17 protein-coding genes and 1 pseudogene are annotated in these 16,813 nt (G+C 70.2%); 12 read left to right on the top strand and 6 right to left on the bottom strand.

From position 1 onward, the window contains the following. The first annotated feature begins 28 nt into the window (after positions 1-28). The 4 genes and pseudogenes from SSPS47_RS19165 to SSPS47_RS19180 all read left to right on the top strand — a co-directional run bounded on the left by SSPS47_RS19165 (position 29) and on the right by SSPS47_RS19180 (position 3,762). Positions 29-553, top strand: a complete 525-nt coding sequence (locus SSPS47_RS19165) for a PadR family transcriptional regulator (RefSeq protein ID WP_164252141.1) — start codon at positions 29-31, stop codon at positions 551-553. A gap of 185 nt (positions 554-738) precedes the next feature. Further along, positions 739-1,260: pseudogene (locus tag SSPS47_RS19170) on the top strand (FtsX-like permease family protein); the annotation flags it as partial. Positions 1,261-1,301: 41 nt separating this feature from the next. Continuing rightward, positions 1,302-1,943 (top strand): GNAT family protein, encoded by a 642-nt coding sequence (locus SSPS47_RS19175; protein ID WP_164252143.1) that lies wholly within the window; start codon positions 1,302-1,304, stop codon positions 1,941-1,943. Positions 1,944-2,196: 253 nt separating this feature from the next. Further along, positions 2,197-3,762, top strand: a complete 1,566-nt coding sequence (locus SSPS47_RS19180; RefSeq protein WP_164252144.1) for a glycoside hydrolase family 3 protein — start codon at positions 2,197-2,199, stop codon at positions 3,760-3,762. Between the two features lie 174 nt (positions 3,763-3,936). Here the strand turns inward: SSPS47_RS19180 and SSPS47_RS19185 are convergent, their stop codons facing one another. Both SSPS47_RS19185 and SSPS47_RS19190 read right to left on the bottom strand, forming a co-directional pair. After that, positions 3,937-4,326, bottom strand: coding sequence for a VOC family protein (locus tag SSPS47_RS19185; protein WP_239064980.1), 390 nt, complete (start codon positions 4,324-4,326; stop codon positions 3,937-3,939). Positions 4,327-4,510: 184 nt separating this feature from the next. After that, positions 4,511-6,202, bottom strand: coding sequence for a bifunctional 3'-5' exonuclease/DNA polymerase (locus SSPS47_RS19190; protein ID WP_164252146.1), 1,692 nt, complete (start codon positions 6,200-6,202; stop codon positions 4,511-4,513). 287 nt (positions 6,203-6,489) lie between these two features. Here SSPS47_RS19190 and SSPS47_RS19195 point away from each other — a divergent pair, with 287 nt between their 5' ends. After that, the gene (locus SSPS47_RS19195; RefSeq protein ID WP_275405194.1) at positions 6,490-6,708 is read left to right on the top strand and encodes a zinc-binding dehydrogenase; all 219 of its coding nucleotides are present in this window, start codon (positions 6,490-6,492) and stop codon (positions 6,706-6,708) included. Positions 6,709-6,851: 143 nt separating this feature from the next. Here the strand turns inward: SSPS47_RS19195 and SSPS47_RS19200 are convergent, their stop codons facing one another. Next, positions 6,852-7,418: a sugar O-acetyltransferase gene (locus tag SSPS47_RS19200; RefSeq protein ID WP_164252147.1), complete on the bottom strand. Its 567-nt coding sequence runs from the start codon at positions 7,416-7,418 to the stop codon at positions 6,852-6,854. Between the two features lie 220 nt (positions 7,419-7,638). Here SSPS47_RS19200 and SSPS47_RS19205 point away from each other — a divergent pair, with 220 nt between their 5' ends. After that, positions 7,639-8,910 carry a DUF2786 domain-containing protein gene (locus SSPS47_RS19205; protein WP_164252148.1) on the top strand — a complete coding sequence of 424 codons (1,272 nt, stop codon included), beginning with the start codon at positions 7,639-7,641 and terminating at the stop codon, positions 8,908-8,910. Between the two features lie 91 nt (positions 8,911-9,001). Here SSPS47_RS19205 and SSPS47_RS19210 read toward each other — a convergent pair whose 3' ends face one another. Further along, the gene (locus SSPS47_RS19210; protein WP_164252149.1) at positions 9,002-9,490 is read right to left on the bottom strand and encodes a hypothetical protein; all 489 of its coding nucleotides are present in this window, start codon (positions 9,488-9,490) and stop codon (positions 9,002-9,004) included. Positions 9,491-9,754: 264 nt separating this feature from the next. Here SSPS47_RS19210 and SSPS47_RS19215 point away from each other — a divergent pair, with 264 nt between their 5' ends. After that, positions 9,755-9,991 (top strand): DUF397 domain-containing protein, encoded by a 237-nt coding sequence (locus tag SSPS47_RS19215; protein ID WP_031230206.1) that lies wholly within the window; start codon positions 9,755-9,757, stop codon positions 9,989-9,991. Between the two features lie 99 nt (positions 9,992-10,090). On the opposite strand, the gene SSPS47_RS19220 is transcribed toward SSPS47_RS19215, so the two are convergent. Continuing rightward, a complete protein-coding gene (locus SSPS47_RS19220; RefSeq protein WP_031230204.1) occupies positions 10,091-10,585 on the bottom strand; it encodes an ATP-binding protein in 495 nt (164 codons plus the stop codon). A gap of 338 nt (positions 10,586-10,923) precedes the next feature. Here SSPS47_RS19220 and SSPS47_RS19225 point away from each other — a divergent pair, with 338 nt between their 5' ends. Both SSPS47_RS19225 and SSPS47_RS19230 read left to right on the top strand, forming a co-directional pair. Continuing rightward, complete coding sequence (locus tag SSPS47_RS19225; RefSeq protein ID WP_164252150.1) at positions 10,924-11,805, top strand: helix-turn-helix transcriptional regulator; 882 nt, start codon at positions 10,924-10,926, stop codon at positions 11,803-11,805. 124 nt (positions 11,806-11,929) lie between these two features. Continuing rightward, positions 11,930-13,387, top strand: coding sequence for an aldehyde dehydrogenase family protein (locus tag SSPS47_RS19230; RefSeq protein WP_164252151.1), 1,458 nt, complete (start codon positions 11,930-11,932; stop codon positions 13,385-13,387). A gap of 19 nt (positions 13,388-13,406) precedes the next feature. On the opposite strand, the gene SSPS47_RS19235 is transcribed toward SSPS47_RS19230, so the two are convergent. Further along, complete coding sequence (locus tag SSPS47_RS19235; RefSeq protein ID WP_203557881.1) at positions 13,407-14,192, bottom strand: VOC family protein; 786 nt, start codon at positions 14,190-14,192, stop codon at positions 13,407-13,409. A 40-nt stretch (positions 14,193-14,232) separates the two neighbouring features. On the opposite strand from SSPS47_RS19235, the gene SSPS47_RS19240 reads away from it, so the two are divergent. From SSPS47_RS19240 to SSPS47_RS19250, 3 genes are all read left to right on the top strand, one after another. Then, complete coding sequence (locus SSPS47_RS19240; RefSeq protein WP_164252152.1) at positions 14,233-14,874, top strand: PadR family transcriptional regulator; 642 nt, start codon at positions 14,233-14,235, stop codon at positions 14,872-14,874. A 137-nt stretch (positions 14,875-15,011) separates the two neighbouring features. Next, positions 15,012-15,929, top strand: a complete 918-nt coding sequence (locus SSPS47_RS19245; protein WP_147878415.1) for an ATP-binding cassette domain-containing protein — start codon at positions 15,012-15,014, stop codon at positions 15,927-15,929. Then, positions 15,926-16,714: an ABC transporter permease gene (locus SSPS47_RS19250; protein ID WP_164252153.1), complete on the top strand. Its 789-nt coding sequence runs from the start codon at positions 15,926-15,928 to the stop codon at positions 16,712-16,714. Before SSPS47_RS19245 ends, SSPS47_RS19250 begins: the two co-directional genes overlap by 4 nt. Positions 16,715-16,813: the final 99 nt, after the last annotated feature.

The raw sequence follows: 16,813 nt of genomic DNA on the forward strand, positions 1-16,813 counted from the left end.
TGTATACGCAGTGTGTAGAGTGTTCGCCATGTCAATCGGACACACCCTCCTCGGGCTTCTCGAATCAGGCCCTCAGCACGGCTACAACCTGAAGCGCGCCTTCGACGACTCCTTCGGCCACGATCGCCCCCTGCACTACGGGCAGGTCTACTCGACCATGTCCCGGCTGCTGAAGAACGGGCTCGTCGAGGTCGACGGGGTGGAGGCCGGCGGGGGCCCCGAGCGGAAGCGGTACGCGATCACCGAGGCCGGCATCACCGACGTCGAGCACTGGCTCGCGCAGCCGGAGAAGCCGGAGCCGTATCTCCAGTCGACCCTCTACACGAAGGTCGTCATCTCGCTGCTCACCGGCCGCAGCGCCGCCGACCTGCTCGACACGCAGCGGGCCGAGCATCTGCGGCTGATGCGCGTCCTGACCGAGCGCAAGCGGCACGGCGACCTCTCCGACCAGCTCATCTGCGACCACGCGCTGTTCCATCTGGAGGCGGATCTGCGCTGGCTGGAACTGACGGCCGGGCGCCTGGACAGGCTCGCCGATGAGGTACGCCGATGAGCGCCGCGTCCTCGTCGTCGTCCCCCTCCTCGTCCCCGTCCGGGTCCTCGCCGGTCTCCGAGCCGGCATCGGCATCGGCCTCGGTATCGGCATCGGCCTCGGCCTCGGCATCGGCCTCGGTATCGGCGTCGGCCGCGTCCCGAGCCCCCGGCATCCCGGCGGCCCCCGAAGGCTCGCTGCTCACCGCGACGGTCAGGGCGTCGATCAAGGTCGATCCGCGGGTGCCCGACGCGGCGGAGTACGTACGCACAACGGCGGCGCACATCGATCCGACGCTGCGGATCAACGCGCTCAAGGACCTGGAGCGCGACAAGCAGTACGGGAGCGTCCAGACCGGGCTGCTCGTGGGCGGCACCCTCACGATGATGCTGATCGCGGCGAGCCTGCTGGTCTCCCAGATCGAGCAACTGCGCGAGCGCAAGCGGATGTTGTCGGTCCTGGTGGCCTTCGGTGCGCGGCGCCGGACGCTCGCCTGGTCGGTGCTGTGGCAGACGGCCGTACCGGTCGTGCTGGGCACCGGGCTCGCGATCGCCGGCGGTCTCGTCCTGGGGGACTTCATGCTGGGGATCATCGGGAAGTCGATCGACGACTGGTGGGTCTTCGTCCCGTACGCGGCGGTCGGAGCCGCGGTGATCATGCTGGTGACGGTGGCGAGCATGCCGCCGCTGTGGCGGATGATGCGGCCGGACGGCCTGCGTACGGAGTAATTCGGTCGACACCCCGACGGCCGGTTCGGCAGGCTCCGTTCATGGACGCTCATTTCTGGCCCCTGTACGGACTCCGGATCACGACCCCGCGCCTTGAACTGCGGCTTCCGGATCTGGCGAGCCTGTCCGAACTGGCGGCCGTCGCCGCCGCCGGGGTGCACGACGAGGACCGGATGCCGTTCTCCGTCCCGTGGACGGACGCGAGCCCCGAGGAACGCGGGCGGGCGACCTTCCAGCATCTGCTCGGCACGGTGGCCGCCTGGACCGCGCGGGAGTGGACGCTGAGCCTGGCCGTCAGCTGCGAGGGGACGGTCGTCGGGCGCCAGGACCTGGGCGCGACGGACTTCGCGGTGACGGGCGAGGCGCACACCGGCTCGTGGCTGGGGCAGGAGTACCAAGGGCGCGGCATCGGTACGGAGATGCGGGCGGCGGCGCTGCACCTGGCGTTCGAGGGCCTGGGGGCGCGGTATCTGACGTCGGCGGCGATGTCCGACAACGCGCGGTCGCTGCGCGTCTCGGAGAAGCTCGGCTACCGCCCGGACGGGCTGGAGACGGTGGCGGTACGGGGTGCGGCCCGTACTCAGGCGCGGCTGCGCCTGGACCGCGCGGGCTGGGAGGCGAACCGTACCGTCCCGGTCGAACTGCACGGTCTGGAGCCGTCGTTGGCGCTCTTCGGGGTCTGATGCCCCCGGTCCCGCCGGGGGCGAGAACCGGCCGTACCCGCGAGCCCGGCATCTGCCCAGCCGCTCCCTCGAAGCCTCACCAAATATTCATGAACGGCCTAATCCGCCTGCTTCCGGGTCGAGTGCGTACAACGCGGCAGCCCGATACCTCCTTGACACACCTATTGGTCTGAGCCAACATCCCGATTGGCCTGTACCAAGTTCAAGGGCGGTTCGCTGAGCCGGCCGAGCGATGCGCCTTCGGAGGACCCGCATGGAGCCGAGCAGCCGTCACGACCGACTGACGCGTCTCGCCGAGACCACGCTCCAACCCGGATTCGTGGGCACGACCGTGCCCGACTGGGTCCGTCGCGGGATCGCGGGCGGCGGTCTCACCTCGGTCGTGCTGTTCGGCCGGAACATCGTCGACCCCGAACAGGTCGCGCGCCTCACCGCCGACCTGCGCGCGGAGAACCGCGACCTCATCATCGCCATCGACGAGGAGGCCGGCGACGTCACCCGGCTCGAAGCCTGGACCGGCGCCTCCCGTCCCGGCAATCTCGCGCTCGGCGCCGTGGACGACGTGGATCTGACGGAGTCCGTCGCCCGTGACATCGGGCGCGAACTCCACGCCGCCGGCATCTCCCTCAACTACGCACCCAGCGCCGACGTCAACTCCAACCCCCTCAACCCGGTCATCGGCGCCCGCTCCTTCGGCGCCCGTACGGATGTCGTCTCCCGGCACACGGCTGCGTGGGTCCGCGGACTCCAGTCGGCCGGCGTCGCCGCCTGCGCCAAGCACTTCCCCGGCCACGGGGACACCTCGGTCGACTCCCACCACGGTCTGCCGCAGGTCTCGGCGAGCGCCGAGGAGATCGCCGCCACCGCGCTGCCGCCGTTCGTCGCCGCCATGGAGGCGGGCGTACGCGTGGTGATGACGGCGCATCTGCTCGCGCCCGCGTACGACCCCGAACTGCCGGCCACGCTGAGCCCTCGCATCCTTGTGGACCTGCTCCGCGGCGAACTGGGCTTCGACGGCCTGGTGGTGACGGACGGCATCGAGATGAGCGCGGTCACCGCCCGCTACGGCATCGACGGGGCCACCGTACGGGCCGTCAAGGGCGGCGCCGACGCGGTGTGCGTCGGCGGCGAGCACGCCGGGGAGGCGACCTTCGACCAGCTCACCGGCGCCCTCGTCCAGGCCGTGCTGGACGGCACGCTGCCCGAGGCGCGGATCAGTGAAGCGGCGGCGCGGGTGGCCGAGTTCGCGGCCTGGTCGGGCAGCCGTACGCGCGCCGTGGCCACCGACGACGCGGCGTCCGACATCGGCCTCGTCGCCGCCCGGCGCGCGCTGCGCGTGCTGACGGGACAGAGCGGGATGGGCGGGCAGGGCGGCCGGGGCGAGCACGATGGACAGGACCGGGGCCCGGTGCTGCCGCTCGTCGGCGCGCCCCATGTGGTGGAGCTGTCGCCGACGATGAACCTGGCCGTCGACGGACAGACCCCGTGGGGCGTGGCGGCTCCGCTGAGCGATCTGCTGCCGGGCACCACCTCCGTACGGCTGACGGAGGCCGACCTGCGGGAGTCCGGCGACCTGCTGGACCGCAAGGGCCTCGACCCGGCCGCCGAGCGTTCGCTCGTCGTCGTGGTGCGTGACGCGGCGCGGCACGGCTGGATGTCGGCGGCGATGGCGCGGCTGCTCGGGAGCCGGCCCGACGCGGTGGTCGTGGAGATGGGCGTCCCGAACGGTGCGGCGCCCGGCGCCGTCCACCTGGTCACCCACGGCGCGACGCGCGTCTCCGGAGTGGCGGCGGCCGAGTTCCTGGCGGGGCGCCGCTGACTCCGGGAGGAGGAGCGGGCGTTGAGGACCCCGGAAGACCCCTGGGTCTTCCGTTGTCCCCAACGCCCTTGCCGCAGTGAAGAGTTGAGGCGGTGTCACATGTGCGCGAACCGCCCCGGCCGAGTAGACCTACTCGGCTGTCACCCGGTCGGCGCCGTCACTCGGCCGCCGCCGTCACCCGGCCGTGTCCGCGCCGACGTTGTCGTACGGCTGCGTGATCACTTCGAGGTAGTGACCCGACGGATCGAGGAAATACACGCCCCGGCCGCCGTGGTTGTGGTTGATCCGGCCCGGGAGCCTGCCGTGCGGATCGCCGAAGAAATCGACTCCCGCATCCTTGATGCGCCCGAAGATTCCGTCGAAATCGTCCTCGGGCACGAGGAACGCGTAATGCTGCGGGGCGATGGACTTCTCATCGACGGTCGCGAAGTCCAGAGTGACGCCGTTCGCGGTGTCCACCGGAATGAAGGGGCCCCATTCGGTGCCGATCTCCAGATCCAGGATGTTCGCCAGGAATTCGGCGGAAGCCCGGTTGTCACGGGCGTGCACGATCGTGTGATTCAACTGTACTGATGACACGGTGGAATGCCTCCAGAGGCATCTCACGGGAACCTCCACGCCTCACCCGGCCGGTGACCGACGCGCGATGCCCACCGGGGATCGTAGATGCTCGGCGAGCGCGGATCCAACGTTTTGCCGCCGCGCCGGATCCCCTCGGCCCCCTGGGGGCACCTGTACGGCTCCCGCCTCACTTGGCGTCCGAGTACCGCTCCACCGTGGCCGTCGTGAACGGGAACCGCACCGGCGTACGCCCGAAAGCGATGCGGCCCGCCAGCTCACCGGCCTCACGGATCGCCACCGCCACGTCCGCCGCCTCCTCCCGGGGACAGTGCACGATCACCTCGTCGTGCTGGAAGAAGACCAGCTCCGCCCGCATCCCGGCGGTCGCGCTCCGCAGCGCCGCCAGCATCAGCAGCGCCCAGTCGGCCGCGCTGCCCTGCACCACGAAGTTTCGCGTGAAGCGGCCACGCGCGCGTGCGTTCGTCGACGCGTACCCCGGCGTGAACTCACCGTCGCCGGGCGCCGCCTCGTCGGACTCCTGCGGGATGCCCGCCTCGCCGCCGTCCTCCGAACCGGCGGCCGGCGGACTCGTCCGGCCCAGCCATGTCCGTACGAGCCGCCCCTCCTCTCCCGCCCGCGCCGCGTCGTCGACATACGCGACGGCCTGCGGGAACCGTCTTCGCAGGGCGGCCAGATTCTTCAGGCCGTCGCCCGACGTCTGGCCGTAGATCGCGCCCAGCAGCGCGAGCTTCGCCTGCGCGCGGTCGCCGGAGAACGCGCGGTCCGACAGCACCTTGTACAGATCGTCGTCATGCCCGGCGACCTCCATCAGCCCCCGGTCGCGCGAGATCGCGGCGAGGACGCGCGGCTCCATCTGGTCGGCGTCCGCCACGACCAGCCGCCAGCCCTCGTCGGCGACGACCGCTCCCCGTATCACGCGCGGGATCTGCAGCGCGCCGCCGCCGTTGGTCGTCCAGCGGCCGGAGACCGTGCCGCCCGGCAGGTACTCCGGGCGGAAGCGGCCGTCCCGCACCCAGTCCTGGAGCCAGCTCCAGCCGTGCGCCGTCCAGATGCGGTACAGCTTCTTGTACTCGATCAGCGGAGCCACCGCCGGGTGGTCGATCTCCTCCAGCTCCCACCGCCGCGTCGACCTCACCTGGAACCCGGCCCGCGTGAACGCCTTCACCACGTCCGCCGGCAGATCGGGCCGCACGCGCCGTCCGAACGCCTCCGAGACCCGGTCGGCCAGCTCCGCCAGGCGTCGCGGCTCGCCCCCGCCCGCGTACCGCTCGCCCAGCAGCTCGTCCAGCAGGGCCCGGTGCACATCCGCCCGCCACGGCAGGCCCGCCGCGTGCATCTCGGCGGCCACCAGCGTCCCCGCCGACTCCGACGCCGTCAGCAGCCGCATCCGGTCAGGCTCCTGCGCCGCGTCATGTCTGCGCTGCTGCTCCGCGTACACCTCCAGCAGGCCCTCGAACGGCACGTCCGCGCCGGCCTGCGGCTCGAAGAGCGAGGACTGCGAACCGGGCTCGGCGGCGCGCGGCGGCGGATCGGGCGGTACGGGCCCCCGCCGCAGCCGCGCCCAGGCGGCGGCGGCCGACCGGGGCTCCCCGAGCCGCCCCTCATGGCCGAGCAGCAGCAGCTCCGCCGCCTCGATGTCGTAACACCGCTCGACCCGGACCCCGGCCGCCAGCAGCCGGGGCGCCAGCTCGGCGGTGGAGCGCCAGACCCACCGCGTGACCTCGGGCAGCCGCGCCCTGACCGCCTCGACGAGATCGGGCTCGCGCAGCACCGCACCGGCTGGGCGCGCGTCCGCGCCCAGCGGCACGAGCCAGGCGCCACCGCCGTCCGCCGGGGCCAGAGCCCACCGTCCGATCATGCGTCCGAGTCTGGCAGCAGGGTCTGACAACGGGACGGAAGCGGAACCGACCCGGGCGCAACATTCGAGAGGTGGACGCCGCCGCGCGCGGCGAACATCGAGATGACGGACGGGCTCGCATCTACGGAGGCTGACGTGCAGGCGATCGTTTTCGAGGAGTACGGGGGTCCTGGGGTGCTTCAGCTCAAGGACATCGAGCAGCCGCGACCGGGGCCCGGCCAGATCGCAAGGGCGCGCTGCCGGACTCGATCACCCTGCGCAGCGGCACGACGGACCGTGTCATCACGATCGCCGACCCGACGGCCGCCGAGCACGGGGTGCCGTTCTCCTCTGGCGGCTCGACCCCCGAGGAGAGCCGCGCGGGCCTCACCGAACAGGCCCGGCCGGCCGCGGACGGCACGCTGCGCGTCCTGGTGGCGCAGACCTACCCTCTGGCCGCGGCGGTCCAGGCCCAGTCGGCGAGCGAGTCGGGCCACACACGCGGAAAATTGATCATCAAGCCCTGACCCGCCCCCAGCGGTCGTGTCCAGCCCGTCCGGCCTCTGAGGACGAACCGGCCGCCCGCCGGACCGGGTGCGTCCCGGCTCCCGCCCGCCGGACCGGGTGAACCCCGCCTCCGCCGACAGCACCCGGCGGACCTCGGCCCCGCTCACCCCAGCTTGCGAATCACCCGCGCCGGATTGCCGACCGCCAGAACCCCCGCCGGCAGATCCTTCGTGACCACGGACCCCGCGCCCACCACCGTGTTCTCGCCGATCGTCACCCCGGGACAGACGATCACTCCGCCGCCGAGCCAGACGTTGTCGCCGATGGTCACGGGTGACGCCCGCTCCCAGCCCGCCCGGCGGCGCCCGGTGTCCAGTTCATGGGTCGGCGTGAGCAGTTGGACGTTCGGGCCGATCTGGACGTCGGAGCCCACGGTGATCGGCGCGGGGTCGAGGAAGACCGCGCCGAAGTTGATGAACGTGCGCGCACCGATGCTGATGTAGGTGCCGAAGTCGCAGTTGAACGGCGGCCGGATCCGCACGCCCTCACCCACCGAGCCCAGCAGCTCCCCCAGGATCCATCCGCGGCCGTCCGCGTCGGGCATCCCCTCCCCGCCCGTCCCGTTGTACGCGGCGCACAGGCCGGCCCGCCGCCGGGACGCCTCCTCCAGCTCCTCGTCGTCCGGCAGATACCACTCGCCGGCCAGCATCAGCCGCTTGTTCTCGCCCATGTGGGTCCGTGTCCTCTCGTCGGGGTTCCACCACGCTAGGTCGGTATGCCGGATCGCGTGGCCGGACCTCGGATCCTGTGGACAGACGGGAGACCATGCAGGTCGAGCAGTAGTTCTATATGCACACCCTGTGGATAACCCGCGTTCTGGGACCATGGACGGCGGTCCGTCGTCACGACGGCCGGGGCGGGACGATCAAGAGGTAAGGGGAGACGGTTCCATGCCGACTGCGCCAGGCACGGTCGACGGCGCGTTCGCCGCCGCGCTCTACGCCGACCCGGCCGCGGACGGCGGCAGAGGGCTGGACACCGGTGCCTCACTGCTGGCCGCCGACCCGGCGGCCGACCCGGACCTGCGCGGACGGGGCGAACAGTTCCTGCGCCGGGCCTGGGAGCGTGGCTGGCAGCCCGCCGACGTCGTACGGCTCGTCCGCCGCGACCTCGACGAGACGCACACCCGGCTGGTCGCCGAACTGATCACGGCCGAGGCCGTCCGGTACGAACGGGTGGCCCCGCGCTGGAGCGCCCAGCTCACCGAGATCGCGGCGGACCTCGAAGCCGATCGCAGGGCCGGGGCGGTTCCCCGGTCCGCCGACCGCTTCTCGTACGCGACCACCGCGCTGGAGCTCTACCGGCTGCTCGTCAGGCTGCCCGCGGTCGAACCCGTGGGACCCGTGCCCGGCACGCCCGTCCATCTCCCGGCGGCCGACGGCGAACCGCGCATGCTCACCCGGATCCGCGCCCTGCTCGCCAAGGCCGAGGGCACCGACTTCCCCGAGGAGGCCGAGGCGCTGAGTGCCAAGGCCCAGGAGCTCATGGCCCGGTACAGCATCGACGAGGCCCTCCTCGCCGACCGGGCCCACCGGGGCGACCTGCCGGCCGCCTGCCGGATCGGGGTGGACGCGCCGTACGAGACGGCGAAGGCGATTCTGCTCGACGCCGTCGCGTCCGCCAACCGCTGTCAGTCGGTGTGGAACAGCGGTTTCGGCTTCTCCACCGTGGTCGGTTTTGAGCCGGATCTTCAGGTGGTGGAGCTGCTGTACACATCGCTGCTCGTCCAGGGGACCGCGGCGATGACCCGCGCGGAGGCCGCTCAGCGGGCGTCGGGCCGCAGGCGGACGAAGACCTTCCGGCAGTCGTTCCTCATGGCCTACGCCCACCGGATCGGCGAACGGCTCGCTGCCGCGGCGGAGCAGGTGACCGCCGACGCGGCCGGCGCGGAGGCGGCCGGTGACGGCGGAGCCACGCGAACGCCCGACGGGGGAGGGCGATTGCTGCCCGTTCTGGCCGCACGGGACCTGGCCGTCGCCGACCGCGCGGAGCGGATGTTCCCCGAGACGGTGCGCACGAGGGTGCGTGGTGTGAGTGACGGCGAGGGATGGGTACACGGCACGGCGGCGGCGGACCGGGCCCGCGTGCCCGGTGACGGGCGGACCGGCGGCCGTGGGAACGGCGGAGCCGACCCGCACCGCCGACTGCGCCCCGGAGCCTGACCGCGTCGCCGTCAACCGCCGGTGCCCTATGAAGAGGGCGCCGGATTCAGCTGAGTCCGGCGCCCTCTTTATGAGGAGAAAGCGGTCTCCATCAGGGCGCCGGAATGTCCGTCGGCAGCCCCCCGGGCAGCTTGCCCGGTTCGGTCTTGGCGAGGCTGTCCTTCGCGCCGCCCTCCCACGAAAGCACCAGTGTCTTCCCGTCGTTGGAGTCGATCGACCCCATCGTGCGCTCGGTGTTCCCGTCGGCGCACTTGAGCGACAGCATCGGCTCGCCGCCCATCTCCTCGACATCGCCCTGGCAGATGTGCTCGTCGGCGATGAGCGCGGCCTTGCCCTCTTTGACGGACAGCGCGACGGCCTTGCCCTCCGTCGTCCCGGCCCAGGTGCCTTCCAGGCTGTCGGCCGAGGCCTCGTCGGCGGGAGCGGATTCGCCGCCGCCGGCGTCGGGTCCGCCCGGGGCGGACGTGCCGGCTCCCTTGTCCTTGGCGGAGTCACCGCTGTCACCGCCGCCACAGCCGGTGAGAGTGAGTGCGGCGACGGCTCCGGCCGCGACGACGCTGGTTCGTACGATCTTGCGCATGGCAAAGTCCCCCTTCGGTTCCAAGACCGCGCCAAGCTACCAGGACGCCCTTCGCCGACCCCGCCGTCGAGTTCCGGACGAGTACCTGAACACATGGCACCGAAAGGGCTTTCCGTGCGTCTCATTGAATGGGGTGTTCTGCGCGTGAGTCTGTAGTCAAGGGAACACCCCCCGTGCACGTGCATCTGCTCATGCATTGGCATGTGAACACAGCTATGATCCGAGCTAGTTGACACCTGCACCTTGCAACTCGGGGAGCGTCCTGTGCACCACGCGTACAACGGCATGGCGGCCACCGAGCTTCACGGAGTGGTCTGGCAGAAGAGCCGGCACAGCAATTCGCAGGGTTCCTGCGTGGAGTTCGCCAAACTGCCCGGCGGGGGTGTGGCGGTACGGAATTCACGCCACCCCGAAGGACCCGCCCTCGTGTACACCCGGGCCGAGATCGTGGCCATGCTGGCGGGTGTGAAGGACGGGGAATTCGATCATCTGACGGCCTGAGACCCGGGCCCTGTTTTTCTGATCAGCCCCTGGCTCCCAAGGGCTCGGAGGTCCGCTCCAGGGTCGCCGGGGCCCCCGGAGTGGCCGGACCGCCCGTCGTCATTCGGCCCGGAGCCGGAACAGCGCCCAGACCACCTTGCCGTGCAGCGACCCCGCGAGCGGATGCCAGCCCCACGTATCGCTGAACGAGTCCACGAGGAACAGCCCTCTGCCGGACTCCGCGGCGAAGTCCTCGTCCGACTCGCGGGCCGTGGGGCCCGCGTGACTGGGATCGCGCACCGCGCACACCAGCCGGGTCGTCCAGCGCATCAGATGCAGCCGTACGGGCGGTTCCTGGGGCTCGCGCGGCGTGTCAGAGGGGAGGGCGTGCCGCAGCGCGTTGGTGACGAGTTCGGAGACCACCAGCGCGACATCGTCGAACCGGTCGTCAAGTTCCCACTGACAGAGTGTCGTACGGGTGAACTGTCGTGCCCCGCGCACCGCCTCGTAGCGGGCGGGCAGAGCGCACGAAGCGGAGCTGGAGACGGCTGCGGGATCGATCGGCGGAAGCCCCTGCCTTAACGGCTCGAGCACGGTCGATCCATTCGTCCCCATGCGAGGCACTCCCCGGGATTCGCGGCCGTAGCGATACTGCGGTGGTACAGCGTCACAACACGTCAAACACGAACGAGCACGCAGGTGCGGCGAGGCCCATGGTTCCCAATGCGCAGGGCAGATGCAAGGGCAGATGCACGTGCACGCGCCCGACTTGGCCCAAGATGTGAGCTTCCGCAATATTTCTCCTGTCGACCACTTTCCCGCTCCTTCCCAAAGGCTTCCCATTTCTGTAATCGAATGAGTACGGGCTGATGCGTTTGATGGCACAATCCGGCTCTCAGGGTTCGGGGGTACTCCGAGGGCGTCGAGGGAAAAATAGTGGGAGATGGACCGTAATGGGGAGGGTTGGAGACGTGACCGCAGTCGAACCGGGCGGATCCGTGGTGCGGCGCATACTGCTGGGCTCGCAGTTGAGACGACTGCGCGAGTCGCGCGGCATCACGCGTGAGGCGGCCGGTTACTCGATCCGCGCGTCCGAGTCCAAGATCAGTCGTATGGAGTTGGGGCGGGTGAGTTTCAAGTCCAGGGACATCGAGGACCTGTTGACGCTCTACGGAGTCGCCGACGAGATGGAGAGAGGGTCCCTGATCGGCCTCGCCCGCGAGGCCAACGTCGCCGGCTGGTGGCAGAGCTTCGGTGACGTACTCCCCGGCTGGTTTCAGACATACATCGGACTCGAAGGCGCCGCCTCGCTGATCCGTATCTACGAAGTCCAGTTCGTGCACGGCCTGTTGCAGACCGAGGCGTACGCGCACGCCGTGGTCAGGCGCGGCATGCCCAACGCCCCCCAGGACGAGATCGACCGCCGCGTCGCACTGCGCCAGGAGCGCCAGAAGGTGCTCGTCTCCGAGCGCGCCCCGCGATTCCACGCGGTGCTGGACGAGGCGGCGCTGCGCAGACCGTACGGCGACCGGGCCGTGATGCGCGGTCAGCTGGCGCATCTCATCGAGGTCTCCGAGCACCCGACGGTCACGCTCCAGGTGATGCCCTTCAGCTTCGGCGGGCACGCGGGCGAGAGCGGCGCCTTCACGATGCTGCGCTTCCCCGAGTCCGATCTCTCCGACCTCGTCTACCTGGAACAGCTCACCAGCGCGCTGTATCTGGACAAGCGGGAGGAAGTCACCCAGTACGAACGGGTGATGACGCGACTGCACGAGGACAGCCTCGGGCCGGCCGAGAGCCGTGACCTGCTGCGGGGTCTGCTGCAGCTCTCCTGAACGACCGTGACCGGTCCGATGCCTTGCGATTGCCGGGATCGGACGTTCTCGAAGCCCCTTAACTCTGACTCCGCGTAAGTATGATGACGTGACATCAGTCTCCTGTTCTGAGGTTAGGGATCACATGTCCTTCTTCGCCGAACTCGACCAGCAGTACATCGACGGCGAGTGGCGGCCCGGCAGTGGCTCGTGGGACATCATCGATTTCAACCCCTACGACGGTGAGAAACTGGCGTCGATCGCGGTGGCCACGGCGGACGAGGTGGACCAGGCCTACCAGGCCGCCGAGCGCGCACAGGTGCCGTGGGCAAACACCAACCCGTACACCAGGCGAGGCGTCTTCGAGCGTGCCCTGCGCATCGTCGAGGACCGCGAGGACGAGATCACCGAGGCGATCATCGCCGAACTGGGCGGTACGCGCCTGAAGGCGGCGTTCGAGCTGCGACTCGCCAAGGAGCTCCTGCGCGAGGCCGTACAGCTCACGCTGCGCCCCGAGGGCCGCATCCTCCCCTCGCCCGTGGACGGCACGGAGAACCGCGTCCAGCGCGCTCCCGTCGGTGTCATCGGGGTGATCAGCCCCTTCAACTTCCCCTTCCTGCTGTCGCTCAAGTCGGTCGCCCCGGCGCTGGCGCTCGGCAACGCCGTCGTACTGAAGCCGCATCAGAACACGCCGATCTGCGGTGGATCCCTGGTGGCCAAGGTGTTCGAGGACGCGGGCCTGCCCGCCGGGCTGCTGAACGTCGTCATCACCGACATCGCCGAGATCGACGACGCGCTGATCGAGCACCCGGTGCCGAAGGTCATCTCCTTCAGCGGCTCCGACCGGGTGGGCCGGCACGTCGCCGTCGTCTGCGCGAAGAACTTCAAGCGCTCCGTGCTCGACCTCGGCGGGAACAGCGCGCTGATCGTCCTCGCGGACGCCGATGTCGACTACGCGGTCGAGGCGGCGGTCTTCAGCCGGTACGCGTACCAGGGCCCGGTCTGCATGGCGGCGAACCGCATCCTGCTGGCCCGCTCGGTCGAGAAGGAGTTCACCGAGAAGTTCGTCGCGAAGGTCAGGACGCTGACCGTCGGTGACCCGGCCGATCCGACGACGGTCATAGGCCCGCTCATCAGCTCCCAGCAGGCCGACGCCGTCGGCGCGCTGGTCGACGAGACCATCGAGGCCGGCGCGACGGCGCTGGTGCGCGGCACCGTCGACGGCAACCTCGTCTCCCCGACCGTGCTGACCGGCCTGGCCGCCGACTCACCCGTCCTGACCCAGGAGATACTCGGCCCGGTCGCGATCCTGCTGCCGTTCGACGGCGTGGACGAGGCGGTCAGGATCGCCAACGACACGCGGTGCGGGCTCAGCGGCGCCATACACACCGGCGACGTCGAGCGGGGCGTGCGGGTGGCCAGGCGGATCAACACCGGCATGATCCACATCAACGACGGCACGGGGCACACCGAGCCGATCGTGCCGTTCGGCGGTGAGAAGCACTCCGGGGCCGAGTGGCTGAACGCCGAGTCGATGGTCGACGCCTTCACGACCCAGAAGTGGATCTCGGTTCAGTACGGGCGCTCACGGTTCCCGTTCTGATCCGGCGGTGGGGTCGCGGTCACCGGACCCATTCCTGGTCCCGTTCCTCGTCCTGGAGTGACTCCAGGAGCTCGGCGGCCCGCTCCGCGTCGTCGATGACCTCCGTGCGCTCCGCGGCCGTCAGCTCGACGGCGGCGGCCCTGCCGAGGAAGCCGCGTGCCTCCTCGGTCTCGTTCAGGCGCCGGGCGACATCGCCCCGCAGCACCAGCAGCCGGTAGAGCTGTACGGCGGTCGGCGGGGCGCCCTCCTTGATGTCGCCTTCGTCGCCTTCGCCCGCTTCGGGGGTGTCCCGGAGGGCACGGTCGAGGATCTTCACGGCGGCTCCCAGGTCCTGCTTCGAGTCGGCGAATGCCACCGCCAGGTGCAGGGCGCGCGCGTACGGCTCCTTCGGGGCGGGCTGATGGTGCCCGTCGCTCTCCGCGTCGTTCGGCTGGCCGATCCGGACGGTGTTGCCGCCCGGGTCCGTCATGAGGAACTGCCGCACGCCGTACGACATGTCCTTCACCGGCCCGATCCGGGGCAGCCCACGGGTCGGGACCCTCCCGTACGCCGATTTGAGCCCCGCGCGGAAGGCGCTGTGCAGCCCGTCGACGTCGTCGGTCAGCACATAGCAGCCGCTGAACGACTCGGTGGGGTCGTATTTCTTCATACCGAAGAACTGCAGCTCCACATCGCCGCGCTCGACCACCGCGTACGCGTAGGGACTCTTCTGTATGAAGGTGACCTCGAAGCCGAGTGCCGAGTAGAAGTCGACTACCGGTTGGATGGTCCGGCAGGGGAGGAGCGGGATGGTCTTCTCTGTCATGTCGAGTAGTCTAGTCAAAGTTGAATAGAAGGGTACGGCGATGTCAGCGATCCGGCTGCTGGTGCTCGGCGCGGTGCGTCAGCACGGCCGCGCGCACGGCTATCAGATCCGCAACGACCTGGAATTCTGGGGTGCGCACGAGTGGTCGAACGCCAAGCCGGGCTCGATCTACCACGCGCTGAAGCAGATGGCGAAGCAGGGTGAGCTGCTGGCGCACGAGGTCGCGCCGAGCACGGCCGGCGGCCCGCCTCGTACGGAGTACGAACTCACGGAGGCCGGCGCCGCGGAGTACTTCCGGCTGCTGCGCGAGTCCCTGGTCGAGTACGACCAGAAGATGGACGTGCTGTCGGCCGGTATCGGCTTCATCGTCGATCTGCCGCGCGCCGAGGCCGTCGAGCTGCTGAAGGAGCGTGTGCGGGCGATCGAGGACTGGCGGGCGTCGGTGACCGAGCACTACACGCCGGAGGACGGTCCGGAGCAGCTCGGGCACATCGGCGAGATCATGAACATGTGGATCGGTCAGGCCGACTCCGGGGCCGAGTGGACGCGCGGGTTCATCAAGCGCGTCGAGGGCGGCGCGTATGTCTTCTCGGGGGAGGGTGAGCCGTTCCTCGGAGTGCTCGCCGAAGGCGAGGAGAACCCGTACGCGACTGGTGTGCCCGCCGAGGGCGACGACGACTGACGCGGCGGGCCGACCTCTCTAATCAAGTTTGACCAATCGCTTCCCCGGGGTTACCTTTCCGCCTGTAGTCAAGTTTGACTACGAAGGTGCAGGGGCTGGAGGCGAAGACATTGACCGACGCGACCGACGCGATCGTCATGGAAGGCGTACGCAAGCGGTACGGCGAGAAGTCCGCGCTCGACGGGCTCGACCTGGTGGTGGCGCGCGGCACCGTGCACGGGTTGCTCGGGCCGAACGGAGCGGGCAAGACGACGGCGGTCCGGGTGCTGGCCACGCTGCTGCGGCACGACGAGGGCGTGGCGCGGGTCGCGGGGCACGACGTCCGTACGGAGGCACGGGAGGTGCGCCGGCGGATCGGACTGCTCGGCCAGCACGCGGCGGTGGACGAGGAACTGAGCGGGTGGCAGAACCTGGAGATGTTCGGGCGCCTGTACCACCTGGGCTCCCGGCGGGCGGCGACCCGCGCCGGCGAACTGCTGGAGCGCTTCGGGCTCGCCGACACCGGACGCAAGGCGGTCAAGCAGTACAGCGGCGGGATGAGGCGCCGGCTCGACCTCGCGGCCTCGCTGATCACCGATCCGGCCGTGCTCTTCCTGGACGAGCCGACGACAGGGCTCGACCCGCGCGGGCGCGCCGAGGTGTGGGCGTCCGTGCGCTCGCTGGTCGGCGGAGGCACGACCGTACTGCTGACCACGCAGTATCTGGAGGAGGCCGACCAGCTGGCGGACCGGATCTCGGTCGTCGACGAAGGCCGGGTGGTCGCCGAGGGGACCGCCGACCAGCTGAAGGCGAGGATCGGCGGCGACCGCATCGACGTCGTCGTGTCGGACGCGGGTCAACTGGCGGCGGTGGTACGGCTGTTCGGCGACGAGGCGACGGTTGACGAGGAGCGCCGGATGGTCAGCGTGCCCGCCGCGAACCGGATGGCGACGCTGGCCAGGGCCGTGCGGGAACTGGAGGCGGCCGGGATCGAGGCGCAGGACATCGGGGTGCGCAGGCCGACTCTGGACGAGGTCTTCCTGCGGGTGACGCGACGTACCAAGGAGGCGGTATGAGTACGACGAACGCCTGGGTGCTCACCGACTGCTGGACGATGACGCGGCGCGAACTGGCCCATTGGCGCCGGCAGCCGGTCCAGGTGGTCATCGGGCTGATCTTCCCGGTGATGCTGCTGCTGATGTTCGGCTACCTGATGGGAGCGGGCCGCGGGGTCGACGGCGAGTACATCGGCTTCCTCGTTCCCGGAATGCTCGCGCTGACCATGGCCTTCGGGCTGGAGTCCACGATGCTGGCCGTCACCCAGGATCTGGGCAAGGGGGTCGTCGACCGGTTCCGTTCCATGCCGATGGCGTCCTCGGCGGTGCTGGTCGGCCGGAGCACCGCGGACATGTTCCAGTCGGCGCTGAGCCTGGCGGTGATGATCGGGGTCGGTTGCGCGGTCGGCTGGCGCTGGAACGGCGGATTCGGCGCGCTGCTGGGGGCCGTGGGGCTGCTGCTCCTGCTGCGGTTCGCGATGCTCTGGCTCGGTATCCAGCTCGCGATGGTGGCGGGCAAGCCGGAGATGGTGCAGGCGGTGCAGATCCTGGTCTGGCCGATCGGTTTCTTCTCCAACGCCTTTGCCACACCGGAGTCAATGCCGGGCTGGCTGGGCGCCGCGGTCGAGTGGAACCCGATGTCGGCGACGGCGACAGCGGTCCGTGATCTGTCGGGGATTCCGGGGCAGTTGAGCGGCTCGTGGGCGGCCGAGAACGCGCATCTGCTGGCGGTGGTGTGGCCGGTCGCTTTGACCGCGCTGTTCTTCCCTCTCGCGGTGGGGCGGTTCCGCGGGCTCAGCCGCTGACCGAACGAAGGGTTGGAACCCATCCGGGGTCCGCGGTGTACCAGAGGCGGAACCGCACGCGGCGCGTCGAGTCGCCGCGGACCTCGGGGGGAATCCATG

It is taken from the genome of Streptomyces sp. S4.7 (assembly GCF_010384365.1).
GTDB lineage: Bacteria > Actinomycetota > Actinomycetes > Streptomycetales > Streptomycetaceae > Streptomyces.

Coding starts and splice junctions, on each gene's coding strand:
- SSPS47_RS19165 (WP_164252141.1), top strand. CDS start 29: ATGTCAATCGGACACACCCTCCTCGGGCTTCTCGAATCAGGCCCTCAG.
- SSPS47_RS19175 (WP_164252143.1), top strand. CDS start 1,302: ATGGACGCTCATTTCTGGCCCCTGTACGGACTCCGGATCACGACCCCG.
- SSPS47_RS19180 (WP_164252144.1), top strand. CDS start 2,197: ATGGAGCCGAGCAGCCGTCACGACCGACTGACGCGTCTCGCCGAGACC.
- SSPS47_RS19190 (WP_164252146.1), bottom strand. CDS start 6,202: ATGATCGGACGGTGGGCTCTGGCCCCGGCGGACGGCGGTGGCGCCTGG.
- SSPS47_RS19200 (WP_164252147.1), bottom strand. CDS start 7,418: ATGGGCGAGAACAAGCGGCTGATGCTGGCCGGCGAGTGGTATCTGCCG.
- SSPS47_RS19205 (WP_164252148.1), top strand. CDS start 7,639: ATGCCGACTGCGCCAGGCACGGTCGACGGCGCGTTCGCCGCCGCGCTC.
- SSPS47_RS19210 (WP_164252149.1), bottom strand. CDS start 9,490: ATGCGCAAGATCGTACGAACCAGCGTCGTCGCGGCCGGAGCCGTCGCC.
- SSPS47_RS19220 (WP_031230204.1), bottom strand. CDS start 10,585: ATGGGGACGAATGGATCGACCGTGCTCGAGCCGTTAAGGCAGGGGCTT.
- SSPS47_RS19225 (WP_164252150.1), top strand. CDS start 10,924: ATGGGGAGGGTTGGAGACGTGACCGCAGTCGAACCGGGCGGATCCGTG.
- SSPS47_RS19230 (WP_164252151.1), top strand. CDS start 11,930: ATGTCCTTCTTCGCCGAACTCGACCAGCAGTACATCGACGGCGAGTGG.
- SSPS47_RS19235 (WP_203557881.1), bottom strand. CDS start 14,192: ATGACAGAGAAGACCATCCCGCTCCTCCCCTGCCGGACCATCCAACCG.
- SSPS47_RS19240 (WP_164252152.1), top strand. CDS start 14,233: ATGTCAGCGATCCGGCTGCTGGTGCTCGGCGCGGTGCGTCAGCACGGC.
- SSPS47_RS19245 (WP_147878415.1), top strand. CDS start 15,012: ATGGAAGGCGTACGCAAGCGGTACGGCGAGAAGTCCGCGCTCGACGGG.
- SSPS47_RS19250 (WP_164252153.1), top strand. CDS start 15,926: ATGAGTACGACGAACGCCTGGGTGCTCACCGACTGCTGGACGATGACG.